The organism is Vibrio furnissii CIP 102972 (assembly GCF_000176175.1).
GTDB lineage: Bacteria > Pseudomonadota > Gammaproteobacteria > Enterobacterales > Vibrionaceae > Vibrio > Vibrio furnissii.
Genome location: NZ_ACZP01000014.1, coordinates 67,746 through 79,966, shown reverse-complemented (window position 1 = coordinate 79,966; position 12,221 = coordinate 67,746). Strand labels below are relative to the sequence as shown.

Here is a 12,221-nt window from a genome sequence, read left to right as displayed (position 1 = left end):
GGTTATTGCACCACAGCCCTGATGGGAACTGAACTCAGGGCTGTTTTAGATTGGGGATTTAGAGAAGCGCCGGGATCGCAAACGTGCGTTTTTGATCGTTTTTTTTGAAAAGAAGATCTTTACACAATTAGGGTAGAGTAAGAAGACTTCATTTTGTCGATAAAGCTCGCTTTGAAATCCGAAAAATCTTTGTCTAAACCTATTCTCTCCGTTCTTTTGAACACTATGGGTAAGTAACTCTGAGTAACTTTGGTTACGTGGATTTTGGAGAAAGGTCTGTACTTGAGTATCTTTTCATTGAGTTGAACATGATCAATCAAGTTGAACTGATCACCAGTAATATCAACTACATGTTCTTCTATCTCCAACCAAACGTGTGAAACCATATTCTCGCCATAACCCGTTACGCAGGTTATTTCTATGTTGTTTAGACGTTGAAAGTAGTGAAAAGCGAGCAACAGTGAGGCGAATTTACAGTTCATGATGGGAAAGGAATTAGTCAATATCGTAGAGGAATCTTTGTCACAGGAATCCATTGCAGTACGAAGCCTAAGTGCTTCGCGTCTCAAGATTTGAATATTGACCATCGATAGTCCCGAAATGAGAAGTAAAAATATTGGGTGATTAGCCAATGGATAAAAATATAGCTCGATGTTTCTTGAGCATTGTCCATGACGAAACTAATTCATTTATATAGGAAAAGTTAGTGTCATCAAAGCAGTTGAACACATAAACATTTCCTGAATAGCCTGCAGATGTTTGGCTGTTAGGGAGTAAGAACGTCAGCGTTGTACCATTGGGCAATATAAGCGGGTTTCCAGACAGAGTCAGCCCGTACGAGCTCGCCAACTCAATGATACGCTCTCGAATCCTCTCGCTCTCATCTGTCGACGCAGACAAGAATATCTGATTTTCCTTTGTTTGAATCGCGTCGACTAGGGCATTTTTGCAAATGTGCAATTCGATTGAATCTATGTTCATCATGACAACCTATATGCTTTGAGAAGTATCCTATCTATTTGGTCTAATTTGCGAGCAGCCAGAGAGATACGCTTGCTCGATACGCCCGTTCTCAGGGACGCGAGTTCGTATGAATAACCTGACTCAAAGACGAGCCTCAGTGCCGATCTTGTTTGCTCTGGAATTTCGCGCAGAGGCAGAACATCCAATAGTGCGTTCAGACGCTGTGATGGAATGACATTAATTTTCATGCAGTCTAGACTTCCGGTTTATTGGATTTGCTCAAAGGCACTGAAGATGTCCATCTGATCCACATCTCCCTTGCACAGCTCCGGTTGCAGTTCTGGGTCTGGTTTGGCGCCAGTCGGTTCAATAATGCGGTTAACCGTGGTCAGCGTGGTAAACGCACGACCGCAGTTTAGGTTCAGACATTGGCAATAGGCTTCGCGCGTTTCGTTACTCATCGCTTTGGACGTCGCAATACGTGCTTTGCTTCCGCAAATAGGGCAAGTGATTAACATGGGATCTCCTCACGCTAACGGCCAGTCGTCTTCCAGTTCTGGGAAGAACGACAGGTCCGGTTGTTGATACTCTTTGGTTTCAGGTTGGGCTAACACTTCATCCCAACCTTCAAATTTCATCCACGACAAATCATCGGCAGGCACTCGGCTGACTTCGACCAGCTGAGCCGGGCGTTTTTCGCCGTACTCGTCTACCTCCGCAGGGCGGATTTGGATACTTCGTTCATCATCGATGCGAATTGAACTGCCTTTTCTGAGTGCGGCCAGTGCCGCTTCATCAATATTTGGCGGTTTATTCGCCTTTCTTCGTTCTGGTGCTAACAACCTGGTGAGCTGATCGCTGACCTGATCCTCGCGGGGCTCCGTACAGTTATTGACAGAACTCCGAGAGGCGGCGGTGCCGCCAATGACGGTCGCTGCGCTCCCTTGGGCGATCGCTTCCGCATCATCGTCAACCTTGGATTTCTGTTTAATCGTCCAGACTCTGAGGCGTGTTTTGATGAACACGCCGGAAGCGTCAAACCCATCCAACTTGCGAACGGTTTCGCCGTGCGGAGAGGCAAACGGCAACTCTTCATAAACGTTGGTGATCAGCAGATCGGCACGTTTCACGAACGGGCCACCTTGGCCCATGATGTAATCGCGCCACTGGCCACGGTCGGCGGCTTTCATCACTTCCGTGACGGTGCCGTTTTCGTGTTCCAGATCGGCCTGATAAACCTGCGTGAGCAGCACAAACAGATACTTGCTGTCGAACTTCTTATGGCGGCGAATCAGCTCTGCCGGAATAGGCGGACCGATCAACTTGAGGCCTTCGCGGACGTCCAACTCTTCGTAAATGGTCAGCAGCTCTTCATAGTTCAGCTGAGTGAGGTACTGGTTAAAGCTGGCTTTGTCATTGTTGGCAAAACGTCGCAGCTCGCGGTAAGTCGTGACCGGAGCGCCACCAAAAAACTGAAACTGGCGGATACCCCAGCGGCTTTTCCAGGCGTTCACATTCTTGGCCATGTCTTTCACGGGCTTGCCTGTTTCGTCGGACATCTCATCATCCATGGCAAAGCCGTCGATGTTTTTGGAAATGTATTTGGCGATGTAGCCGGTTGCCGTGCCTTTGGCTGGGTCGATATAGCCAAAGTCGCAGCGTGGCTTGTAGTTGAACGGCCCGTGAAAGGCCTGTTTCTTCTCGGCGCGTTTTGGATTGCGGTCGAACTGTGGGAAAAGCTCTTCCTTGTCTTCCTCGACGGCGTAGGAAATGAACACATCACGCACCTGCGCGACATCTTCCGGCTTCACCCAGATGAGCAAATGCCAGTGCGGCGTGCCATCGTGATGCGGCTCGGCCACACGAACCCCGAACCAGCGAATTTCTTCACGGCCTAGCTTGGCGCGAATGCGCTGCCACACATTGTTAAGGTAGGCTTGTGTATCGCGCGGGCTAGCGCCGTTCCAATGGTCGATAAAGCCGCCTTTCTTGTAGCTGTTGTGGTACTTGGACGGCGAAGTGAGCGTGAGAAACAAACCTTGCAGCTCAAGCTCATTGCCGATGTCTTCGCAGCCTCGGCAGCGCACCATCAGCTCATGGCGGCGGATAGCCGGATTCGACAGGCTCTTTTTCGCCATGTCCCACAAGTCGGCTTCTTCGCCCGTAATCTCGTCGATGAGCTGGCACTGCTTAATGTATTCATAGTTGGCTTTCTGCTGCTCCTGATGCTCACGGACACAATCCCAAGAGGCATAAGGCGAGGCTTTGTAGCTCACTTGCCCCATGGCGATTGCCAGATGCTCACGCATGATTTTGCGAATGTGCACTAATCGGCCGCGCCACCATTTTTCATCGAGCATTCTTGAGATGTCGTTCAGGGCCGTTAGTTCGGTTTGCTTCTTGCGCTTGCGGGGCGCTTTGATGCCGAACTCATTCACGAAAGCCGCCAGCTTGTGGTAGGTGTTCACCACAGCAATCTCGCCGATTTTCGATTCAGAGGCTTTGACCTCGCGCTTCGCCAGATCCGCTTTCACTTCTTTGATGGCGGAAGCCGCAAAGCGTTGGTGACGGGCAGAGGCGATTTGCGACAGCTTGAATGCCATGTCTCTGAGTTCGTCTGGTTCAAGTTCGGCAACGCTGCGGTTCTTCTCTGGCTTGGTATGTTTTTCGGCTTGGTCGAAGTCAAAAGAGAGCTGAGGGCGCTGAAAGTCTTCAGGCAGGCTGTGCTCTGTAAAGTACACGGAGGCGAATGCGTTATCGCCGCTTTCGAATTCTTTAGAGAACATCGCCACTTTTTGCGTGGTGGGTAGTTTGCTGTATTTTTCCAAGACCTTTTGCGCGCGTTCCGTTGCGGGTGCCATGCGTTCACGCAGGAAAATGTTGGCCTCTTTACGGCCGAGTTTTTCAAACACGCTGATGTAGCGTGTGACGAAGTATTTGGTCAGGTAATCGGGCAAGTCTTGGATGCGCGATTGCGCCCAGGAAAAATCGTCCGGGTTGGCTTCAAACAGTTTGCGTTCAAGTACACTCAGGCTATCTGGCTGGATTACTTCATTGAATCGGCGATCACCAAAGCAGCCCGCTTCAACTTCCGTTAAAGGGGCTTGCCATGGGAATTCGTATAGGTCGATTTCAGCGGGGGCGGTGAGGGTGTTCACACAGACTCCAGCTCTTGCGTAGTCACCAACATAAAGCCCGGTTTGCCTTCGCCTTTGCTGATCACGCCATTGCGAAGGTGTTTGCAGTTTAGCTCGGCGCATGCCTGATGTACGGCATCGTCCATCGAATCGAAATCGCCAATCAGAATGTTGGCGACTTCTTGGGTTTGTTCGTGGCGGATCACTCCGCCATCGGAACACAGCATTACTGCGGCGTATTGCATTGCGTTTTCTCCTTATCCAACTCATCGCGACGCGCAGCGATGCGCTCAATCAGGTCATCTTCGATGTCCAACAGGTCTTTCAGGGCTTGTTTGCTATCGAGCAACACAATGCTGTGGGCGTGGTCGGTTGTGGTGGCGGAGAAGATCACCACGTTCAACATCTTCATGCTTGAGGAATATTCGATACGCACGCTCATCACATCGGCGCTGTCGATGGCCAGCTCATACAGGCTGGTGATGGTGGCGAGAATCGCGCGTTCAAACGCGGCTTTGGTTACTGGGTCATTCATCATCTTTGCTCCTACGCTGAGACGAAAAAGGCCCCCATTCCTAGAGGAATACCACGGGGGCAAAGGTTGGCTAGGTTAATGGGTGTTGCTGAACTGGTAGTGCTTGAGGCGGCGAACATCGCCAACCTTGCTGTCGAACGTGACCGTCAGGTTTTTCAGGTACTGCATTCCGGTGCGGATTTTTTGAAGTTCCAGGTCATCGAACGATTCGAATTCTCGGTTGTAATCGCGTGCGGGCAGGCCGCCGGCGATCAGCACCAAACCACGGCTTTTCTCTGGCAGCTCGTTGAACATCTTCTTCAACTGGCAGCGCGTGGCGGCGCCGTTAAACAGCGATTTGCACGCGGCGATGCTCTCTTGCGCTGGCGGCGTGTGTTGGGTGTGTGCGTTTCTGGCTAGCTGATTCATCTTGGCTCCTTAGGACAGGCCCGGAATTGGCGCGCCTTGGGTGATAAAATCCACGCTCATCGCAAAGAACGGCGTCGCCCCAGAGGTGCGGTTTTCAAGATCAGAAATTAAAAGCATCAGGTTGCCGATGCTGGCCTGTGCCTTTGAGATAATTTTGTGTCGGGTCGTGCGGGGCAGGCGGGTGTCGCCGCCATGGTCTAATGCCATGCGCGACAGGTCGCCCGACAGCATTGAATGTTCCAGCACCCGCTTGAGGAAGGTTTCGGTTTTCTCTTCTTGTGGCAGTTGTGCGGTCACCACACCAAGGCCAAGCAAAAGAGAATTGATGATGGTGTAGTCGCCACTGGCTTTGGTGATAGCAACCAGCTCGGCGCACGTCAGAACATGGGGCTGCTCTGGGTTGAGCTTATTGCGCAGCACCGATGCATCTAAGCCAACAGCAGCGGCAATGGCCGACACCTTGTTGGCCGCCCGGAACGCGCAGCACGCCTCATCAAATGCCTTTTGTTTGCCCTCAAGGAAAACGTACATTGAAGTGTTCATGTCCATATTTGATACTCACCTTGTCGCAAGTGAAATGAGCTCACAGCCGCAATGGCTGCTCACTTAAAACGAATGATAAAAGTGGTCGTTTTCAGGCTTTTCAGAATCTTCAATGGCGTGTTGCCACAGCGCGCCCATGTTCACGTAGTGCTTGCCCTTGGCGCCATCGCGCTCAATCACAGGCAGCTTTCCTTCGCGAATCATGTTGCGAATCGAGTTTTCAGACACACCCCAACGGCGGGCCAGTTCACAGGTAGGGAGGATCGGGGAATCGGGTTGAATTGAAACGTGCATATTTAGCTTCTCCAATAGGTCAGGTTGGTCTTTGAACTCTTTACACAAACGCATGCGTGAAAGGGTGACCATATTGACGAAGCGCTTCTTCTCGCAGCGTGTCGCGGCCTTCATGGGCAGCTTTCCGGCCTCAATCAGTTGCTCCGACTCAACCAAATCAATATGTTGACGTCGCGCATACTCTTCGATCGGCAGGTACGGCATATCTAGTTTAATCAGCGGGGTCATGGTATCTTCCATACATAACTGTGCATAAATGCTCACGTAGATGCCTTCAAAACTTCATCGTGTGCAGTTGTGCTTACTTGTGTTTGGTTAATTTTGCTCAATTAAATGATCAATTAAGGTATAGATTAAGGGCTAAATAAGGTACTTATGCGCGAATGGTATACCAGTAATGAGCTAGTTGAGCTCGACGGTACGCCTAATACCCTAGAGGGTATTAGCCAAAAATCTAAAAGAAACAAATGGTTAAGAAGAAAGGCGTCAGGGCAGGGGCGGGCGTTTGAATACCATATCTCTAATTTCCATGCTGACGTAAAAAAGCAGTTAATTGAGAGATACATCACGGACCCAGGCGAAGCAAAAGCGCTGATGGCACTGGAAGCACCTACAAAAGAGGAAGCTCCAGAACCAAGTAATGTTTCTAAAATCGTGCCACTGGCGGAAGTCAGAGACTGGTGCGAATTACCCGTGTTTGACGTTCACGCAGCAGCAGGGGCGGGCTCACTGGTGCACAGCGAGTACCAGATAGACAAGCTCATCATTCCCAAAAGCCTGCTGGCCGAGTTTGGCCTTGCACCGAACTGTGCAGCCATCATCTACGTTGACGGCAATTCGATGGAACCCACCCTCAGCCACAAAGACAGGCTGCTGGTTGATACCCGCGAACTACAACACCCGGTCACGGATGGGGTATACGTGATTCGCATCGACGATGCGGTCTACGTAAAACGTTTGAAATGGAACATTCCGAAAGGGATTTACCAGGTGATTTCAGACAACCCGACCTACGAGTCATTCGAGATCAACCACAAGAACGGGCGCAACTTTAAGATTATCGGCAAAGCCATCGCGCCAGTGTTTAAGAAGATTTTTTAAAAATGGAGCCACCTGATAGGTGGCTTTTTGCGTTTTGGAATTAATCATTGAGAGAGTTACGTTCGTAGATTTTGTCTACTTGAGATAACTCGAAGATTCTCGCATCTACAGGCAATGAGCTTTTATCTTTTTCGGCTGGATTTTGGGGTGGGGTAATACTGCCGACCCAATACGCTTTACCTGTTACTAGGAACACGAAAGCCTTTTCTAAAAGCATAAAGAATATCTGTAAGCGGATGGTGAAGGTCTTACTCGATAAGGAAAATAAATACATGTCACGATACCTCAGCATAGATGGAAATCCGGAAGACTTAAGTGAGCTTTCAGAATTGTGACTAAAGAAAGTGTTGAAAACCAACTAGGAAATGTGAAGCGCTTTAGTGTAGCCGTTCCAGATATCTTATCACTGTTAATCAACACGGTACCTTATGCCTCAATTGCGAGTGTTCTAATTGCGTGGATTAGAACGAAGCAAAACCGAAAAGTACATATTCAGTATGCAGACAACACATCGATCACACTCGAAGGTCATCATACCAAAGAAGAAGTTGAATATTATTTCAACAAGAAAGAGAAAGCGGGAATTTTCGTAGAGTCTGAGCCTGCTAAAGATGGCCTTGGCTGAAGAACCTGAAAGTTACAATGGCTCCAAAGTGATGGTTTATGATCACTCTGGAGCCGTTGCTGTATGTGGGTATTAAGCGTCGGCTATCAACGCGGAAACATGAAACCTAAAGTACCATGCGTTGGAAATCACTCTTAAATGCTTTGTTATGCCTTTTCACCCACGGACTCTACCTGCGTATTTAAAATTTGACGCATCATTATTAGACAGAACTTCACTCCGTCTTTTTCTGAAAGCATATCCTTTAAATGGATTCTATTTTCACCATACTCTGACGGGAAGTTTATGCTCATGTAAGTCATTCGCTTTTTCTTGGACTCCCAGAACCGATATTTAACTTCTTTAGAGCCAACGTATTTTTTGAGAAACTTGTCGATCGTTAGTCCCTCTCGTTGCCAATTTACTAAGTCTCTACTAATCCAAACATCATCCCATGTATCGAAAAAGGGAAAGTGAGCCAATACATTGCGAACAAACTTAAACATAGGACCACCAATCTCCGACTCCATAGGAGGACGTGTAACTTTCAAATCTTTAAGGACATATTGAAATGGTTCATATGACAAGATTTCAGCGTAAACAGCAAAAACACTCGATACTCTGCTAAACCTATAGCGAGAGTCTTTATCCCAGAAGTCATCAGCCATGACCTCATCAAAAAGATCATAAAATCGGTTGTATCCTAAGCTAAGAAATTGCTCTTCGGCTTTGGTTGGTCTTAATTCCATTATCTATTTTTCCTGATGACCTCTGAGGCATAACGCCGCGTTGCGGAATTGCTCTTAAACGCTTTGTTATGTTTTTACCTGCCCCAAAGGATGGGAGCTAGAATCAAAGAATACAATCTCTTTCTTTGAACCGTGAAAGTAGGTTTGAACTTCATTGATAAACTTTGATTTATCTTTTTCCTCCATCCCTGTGAACACGCTAATGGCGATTTTTTCAGCATTATTTTCCTTTAAAGCACTCAAGATATGAGCATCATAGTCCTCGCTTAGTGAATGCCCAAAAACAACAAAGTTACCTGGCGCTTTAGAAAATCGGTTGTAGCAAAAATTCAAGTAATCGTTTGAGCGTATGCGCCTTAACTTGAATTCAGATTTACCTTCAGAAATAAACAATGGAGTGTCTTTGAAGCCTGACTCATCGATAATTTCAGAGATCGATGTCTCTTGGGTCGCTGTAACCTTAAATGTGTAACCGTCAGGTGACTCTTGAAGGTGTATTGCACCATGAAGATAATATAAGGCTGATTTAGAACCAATTATGTTAGTGTCAGATAAATTAAAGACACACGCTTTGTTCCAAAAAAAATCACAAAAACTGTCACTATTGGATTTCATCACTGACCAATAAGGAATTAAGTCATAATTAGTCGTATATATCGAGCGAAATTTCCTAAGCTGAGTGTTTATATTTAGTGCCGGTACACCGCCATAGGTCACGTGTGATGCATTTACAGCTTCTATTAGCGATTTTCTAACATTCAGATATAGCGACTTTATTGCATCGAGATTGTAAAAGTTAACAATATATGCATGGTAAATAATCCTTAAAACCTCTTCAAAATTGACCGTATCTACCTTCTCAAATATCTCTTGGGCATGCGGATACATTTTGATTCCGAGCTTTTTAACGTTATCTAACAAAGTCCAATAATGAAACTTATCACTAATTCCAATACTAAAGCCATTTCCTAATAACAGATTTCGCCATGAATCATCGTCAACATCTTTCCACTGCTTTATTTCTATTAAATTATCCATCTAACAACTACCTTACAATTCCGAAATATCAGACACATAACGCCCAATTAAGGTGTGAGGCACGCAATACCGAAGCCGCCGCATACCACCTTAACCACTAAAACCAACGCATAGTAAAAATGCCACACGTGCCGAATCACTCTTAAATTGTTTGTTAGAGAGAGTCCCCACGTAATACTCGAAGCTTTGAAGCGTATTTTTGCGCCAATTCTTCTGCATCCAGTTCATACCCTAACTCTGAGGCAAACTGTTCTGCCATAAACCACAAGCGATTAGGCATGGGGTCTTGTAACGCATAGTTACCTAAGTTTATTTGCGCTATGCTCCTAGCTGGTTCATCCAACCCTACTGGAGAAGGGATACCATAACCCAGCTCGGTTTTAGTTTCGCTATCCAAATCTATGGAAGCAAACACAGGAGGATGCCAGCGACCACCATCTAATGGCATGCAAATCGCAGCATCATAGATCTTGCCATCAATTTCTATCCACGAATGGTCGAAATATTTCTCACCCGTTTTCACTTCACCGATACAGAGTGAGTTCTTAATACCAAGTTCATTCAACACAACATGTAGAACGGCAGATGTATCATGACAACCACCTTTGTACTCAGTTTCAACTATAAACTGAAGCAACTCTGAATAAAGTTGAGAAATGATTTCGTCATTTTTATTCTGAATATTACGATTGATAATTGCTAACCAACTTTCCATATCATCACTCTCTCTAACGCCCTGTTAAGGTGTGAGCAACGCAATGCCGATGCTACAGCATGCCACCTTAAACACTAAACACAACGCATAGCGAAAATGCCACGCGTTGCGAATCACTCTTAAACAGATTGTTATAAATCAAGCACCCACGGAATGAACAACTCCTATGTATTTTTCTTTGTTGTCAAAAGTCACTCCAGACTGAAGCAAGATCTTGTATCCGTTATCATAATAAGCTGGCGGAAACAAAGAATGGATGCCAACTACATGCCCTTCACCCAACCAGTCCATAGCTTTTTCAAGTGGGATTCGAACCAATCCTCTAACCTGTTTTGAATAGTCCAACGGTCTTCCATTCTCTTTGCCTTTACAGCGGAATAATAATCCGTGTTGTGCATGCGGACGCAAGAAGTATGAAGGTGCGGCTATTCGTAGGTCAATTAGCTCGGTGTTTTCACCATTCCAATATCCAGGCTTCCCTTTATTACGCTTGTCCAAGTCCGCTCCGACTAGATATATATAAGCATACTGATTATCAGAGTTAACTATTCGCTTTTGAAAGTGCAGGAAGTGTCCATCCCGAGTAACTTTAGCTTCATGACATGCAAACCACAACGCAACCCAAATATTGTCTACCAAATCTAACCACGTTGTTTGTAAACCATAGTGCTGTAGTAAAGGCTCAGGAACGTAATTATTCATTTTAACAAGGCAGTTACATTTAGATTTATAATCATCGATCTTCGCCAGTAACTTACTTTCCCGCCTATATTTTGCGGCATCACTATCGATCCCTCGATACAATGCGGGTCTTAACTCAGGATAAATATTAGACTGACCTCTAAAATACACCCCTTCAAGTGAATTATGTTTTAAATAGCCTGCTGCCATTATCAATGCATGCGATTCTTCAACGTGAAGGACTTTTGTCCCATTAACATCAACCCATTGAGAACCAACAAAATTAGCTTTTTCGAAACCCATACAACCTTCTTCTTTCTTCTTTTTGATTTATAACGCCGCGTTGCGGAATCGCTCTTAAACGCTTTGTTAAGTGCGTTTTGGAAGCGGGTACTTTAACTTAACTTCTTTTGTTTCAACTTCACGAGGTCCTTTAGTAGGATCATAAAAATACCAAATATTAAACTTTCGCTCATGCGGTTTAGTATCGTGCAGTAAAGTATCCCACCCCAGATAACTCGCAATATTTTCAGCAACTTTCAGCTTGGCGGGAGAACTAGCCTTACCTTGGAATGCACTCATTACTGCACCTAATAAAAAGTCGGCAATTTGAATTTGCTCCGACTCCTTAGAATCTTTAGTTACAACCGAACGAATCGGTACTTCACCACCAAATTGATTTTTGAGCATGCTATTTGCGATTTTATGAAATGCCTCATCTGCTTTTTTGTAGCGCGAAGGCAAAGGATCTACTTCAATACGAAACTCACATTTTCGTTGAGGGTGAGCTTTGTGAATTGAACTTATTTTAGTTTGAATTAATTTTGTGAAATGCTTGCGCATTGCTAGGTCGTAGTCACCGTCGTGATACTTTTTGTCAACCATGCCCTTTCGTATAACAATACAGTGAAAAGCTAACCATTGATGCTTGAAGAAAGTTTCTATTAGATCTTCATAAAAATCAGCATAATGCTTTTTATGAGCCTTTTGCCACTTAATTTCATTGTCATATTTATGCTTTTCTCTTAGCTCTCGAATAATTCGAACGAAGTCTCCGCGTCTTTGATACTTCATCCAAAGTGAACCAAAACCATAATATTTCTGACCATCTACGCCTGATTCATCACACGCTACATGCCAAATTAATTTACCATCTTGCATTTCACCTCCATGTACAAATTACTCGAAAGCACTTAACAGTCTCTTTTAACTAGACTTTGTCTGTATAAATCCAGAACAAAATGCAGACAGTGTTTATCTAATACACCTTGCCAAATTGGGCACATACGCTTTGGTAGCCTCATGTGTTCACAACTGACACACATCAACAGTATCAAACGACTGCGTCTTTTGGTGTGATCGGTTTGGTCTTTATCACCACAATTACGCATCAATGTGCATTTCTGTGTGAGTTAAACACTGTGTTTATGTACAGTTGTGATTTATTATTTCT

At 45.6% G+C, this 12,221-nt stretch carries 15 protein-coding genes; 2 read left to right on the top strand and 13 right to left on the bottom strand.

Going from position 1 to position 12,221, the window contains the following annotated elements; translation table 11 throughout:
• Positions 1 to 624 precede the first annotated feature (624 nt).
• From VFA_RS24295 to VFA_RS10570, 8 genes are all read right to left on the bottom strand, one after another.
• Entirely contained in the window at positions 625 to 981 is a 357-nt protein-coding gene (locus tag VFA_RS24295) for a terminase large subunit domain-containing protein (protein ID WP_222748245.1), read from the bottom strand.
• Between the two features lie 248 nt (positions 982 to 1,229).
• A complete protein-coding gene (locus VFA_RS10600; protein WP_004726797.1) occupies positions 1,230 to 1,481 on the bottom strand; it encodes an Ogr/Delta-like zinc finger protein in 252 nt (83 codons plus the stop codon).
• A 9-nt stretch (positions 1,482 to 1,490) separates the two neighbouring features.
• Positions 1,491 to 4,121: a replication endonuclease gene (locus tag VFA_RS10595; protein ID WP_004726795.1), complete on the bottom strand. Its 2,631-nt coding sequence runs from the start codon at positions 4,119 to 4,121 to the stop codon at positions 1,491 to 1,493.
• Positions 4,118 to 4,345 (bottom strand): motility associated factor glycosyltransferase family protein, encoded by a 228-nt coding sequence (locus tag VFA_RS10590; RefSeq protein WP_004726793.1) that lies wholly within the window; start codon positions 4,343 to 4,345, stop codon positions 4,118 to 4,120. Before VFA_RS10590 ends, VFA_RS10595 begins: the two co-directional genes overlap by 4 nt.
• Positions 4,327 to 4,638, bottom strand: a complete 312-nt coding sequence (locus VFA_RS10585) for a hypothetical protein (RefSeq protein ID WP_004726790.1) — start codon at positions 4,636 to 4,638, stop codon at positions 4,327 to 4,329. The genes VFA_RS10590 and VFA_RS10585 overlap by 19 nt, the downstream gene beginning before the upstream one ends.
• A gap of 72 nt (positions 4,639 to 4,710) precedes the next feature.
• Positions 4,711 to 5,043 (bottom strand): hypothetical protein, encoded by a 333-nt coding sequence (locus VFA_RS10580; RefSeq protein ID WP_004726788.1) that lies wholly within the window; start codon positions 5,041 to 5,043, stop codon positions 4,711 to 4,713.
• 9 nt (positions 5,044 to 5,052) lie between these two features.
• Positions 5,053 to 5,592 (bottom strand): phage regulatory CII family protein, encoded by a 540-nt coding sequence (locus tag VFA_RS10575; protein ID WP_004726786.1) that lies wholly within the window; start codon positions 5,590 to 5,592, stop codon positions 5,053 to 5,055.
• Between the two features lie 57 nt (positions 5,593 to 5,649).
• Complete coding sequence (locus tag VFA_RS10570) at positions 5,650 to 6,108, bottom strand: MerR family transcriptional regulator (RefSeq protein WP_004726785.1); 459 nt, start codon at positions 6,106 to 6,108, stop codon at positions 5,650 to 5,652.
• Between the two features lie 147 nt (positions 6,109 to 6,255).
• On the opposite strand from VFA_RS10570, the gene VFA_RS10565 reads away from it, so the two are divergent.
• Both VFA_RS10565 and VFA_RS10555 read left to right on the top strand, forming a co-directional pair.
• Positions 6,256 to 6,981 (top strand): phage repressor protein, encoded by a 726-nt coding sequence (locus tag VFA_RS10565; RefSeq protein WP_038151567.1) that lies wholly within the window; start codon positions 6,256 to 6,258, stop codon positions 6,979 to 6,981.
• A gap of 331 nt (positions 6,982 to 7,312) precedes the next feature.
• Positions 7,313 to 7,606: a hypothetical protein gene (locus tag VFA_RS10555; RefSeq protein WP_038151563.1), complete on the top strand. Its 294-nt coding sequence runs from the start codon at positions 7,313 to 7,315 to the stop codon at positions 7,604 to 7,606.
• Positions 7,607 to 7,752: 146 nt separating this feature from the next.
• On the opposite strand, the gene VFA_RS10550 is transcribed toward VFA_RS10555, so the two are convergent.
• The 5 genes from VFA_RS10550 to VFA_RS10530 all read right to left on the bottom strand — a co-directional run bounded on the left by VFA_RS10550 (position 7,753) and on the right by VFA_RS10530 (position 11,929).
• On the bottom strand, positions 7,753 to 8,334 hold the full coding sequence (locus VFA_RS10550; RefSeq protein ID WP_038151562.1) for a hypothetical protein: 582 nt from the start codon (positions 8,332 to 8,334) through the stop codon (positions 7,753 to 7,755).
• 66 nt (positions 8,335 to 8,400) lie between these two features.
• Positions 8,401 to 9,372, bottom strand: a complete 972-nt coding sequence (locus tag VFA_RS10545) for a DUF4917 family protein (protein ID WP_004726778.1) — start codon at positions 9,370 to 9,372, stop codon at positions 8,401 to 8,403.
• Between the two features lie 154 nt (positions 9,373 to 9,526).
• Entirely contained in the window at positions 9,527 to 10,087 is a 561-nt protein-coding gene (locus VFA_RS10540) for a transglutaminase-like domain-containing protein (RefSeq protein ID WP_038151560.1), read from the bottom strand.
• Between the two features lie 138 nt (positions 10,088 to 10,225).
• Positions 10,226 to 11,071, bottom strand: coding sequence for an FRG domain-containing protein (locus tag VFA_RS10535; RefSeq protein ID WP_004726775.1), 846 nt, complete (start codon positions 11,069 to 11,071; stop codon positions 10,226 to 10,228).
• Positions 11,072 to 11,137: 66 nt separating this feature from the next.
• Positions 11,138 to 11,929 (bottom strand): DUF3800 domain-containing protein, encoded by a 792-nt coding sequence (locus tag VFA_RS10530; protein ID WP_004726773.1) that lies wholly within the window; start codon positions 11,927 to 11,929, stop codon positions 11,138 to 11,140.
• Positions 11,930 to 12,221: the final 292 nt, after the last annotated feature.

Excerpts from the sequence above, each read along its gene's own strand:
- VFA_RS10580 (WP_004726788.1), bottom strand. The coding sequence starts at position 5,043 with ATGAATCAGCTAGCCAGAAACGCACACACCCAACACACGCCGCCAGCG.
- VFA_RS10570 (WP_004726785.1), bottom strand. The coding sequence starts at position 6,108 with ATGACCCCGCTGATTAAACTAGATATGCCGTACCTGCCGATCGAAGAG.
- VFA_RS10530 (WP_004726773.1), bottom strand. The coding sequence starts at position 11,929 with ATGCAAGATGGTAAATTAATTTGGCATGTAGCGTGTGATGAATCAGGC.
- VFA_RS10545 (WP_004726778.1), bottom strand. The coding sequence starts at position 9,372 with ATGGATAATTTAATAGAAATAAAGCAGTGGAAAGATGTTGACGATGAT.
- VFA_RS10535 (WP_004726775.1), bottom strand. The coding sequence starts at position 11,071 with ATGGGTTTCGAAAAAGCTAATTTTGTTGGTTCTCAATGGGTTGATGTT.
- VFA_RS10565 (WP_038151567.1), top strand. The coding sequence starts at position 6,256 with ATGCGCGAATGGTATACCAGTAATGAGCTAGTTGAGCTCGACGGTACG.
- VFA_RS10600 (WP_004726797.1), bottom strand. The coding sequence starts at position 1,481 with ATGTTAATCACTTGCCCTATTTGCGGAAGCAAAGCACGTATTGCGACG.
- VFA_RS10585 (WP_004726790.1), bottom strand. The coding sequence starts at position 4,638 with ATGATGAATGACCCAGTAACCAAAGCCGCGTTTGAACGCGCGATTCTC.
- VFA_RS10550 (WP_038151562.1), bottom strand. The coding sequence starts at position 8,334 with ATGGAATTAAGACCAACCAAAGCCGAAGAGCAATTTCTTAGCTTAGGA.
- VFA_RS24295 (WP_222748245.1), bottom strand. The coding sequence starts at position 981 with ATGAACATAGATTCAATCGAATTGCACATTTGCAAAAATGCCCTAGTC.
- VFA_RS10575 (WP_004726786.1), bottom strand. The coding sequence starts at position 5,592 with ATGGACATGAACACTTCAATGTACGTTTTCCTTGAGGGCAAACAAAAG.
- VFA_RS10540 (WP_038151560.1), bottom strand. The coding sequence starts at position 10,087 with ATGGAAAGTTGGTTAGCAATTATCAATCGTAATATTCAGAATAAAAAT.
- VFA_RS10590 (WP_004726793.1), bottom strand. The coding sequence starts at position 4,345 with ATGCAATACGCCGCAGTAATGCTGTGTTCCGATGGCGGAGTGATCCGC.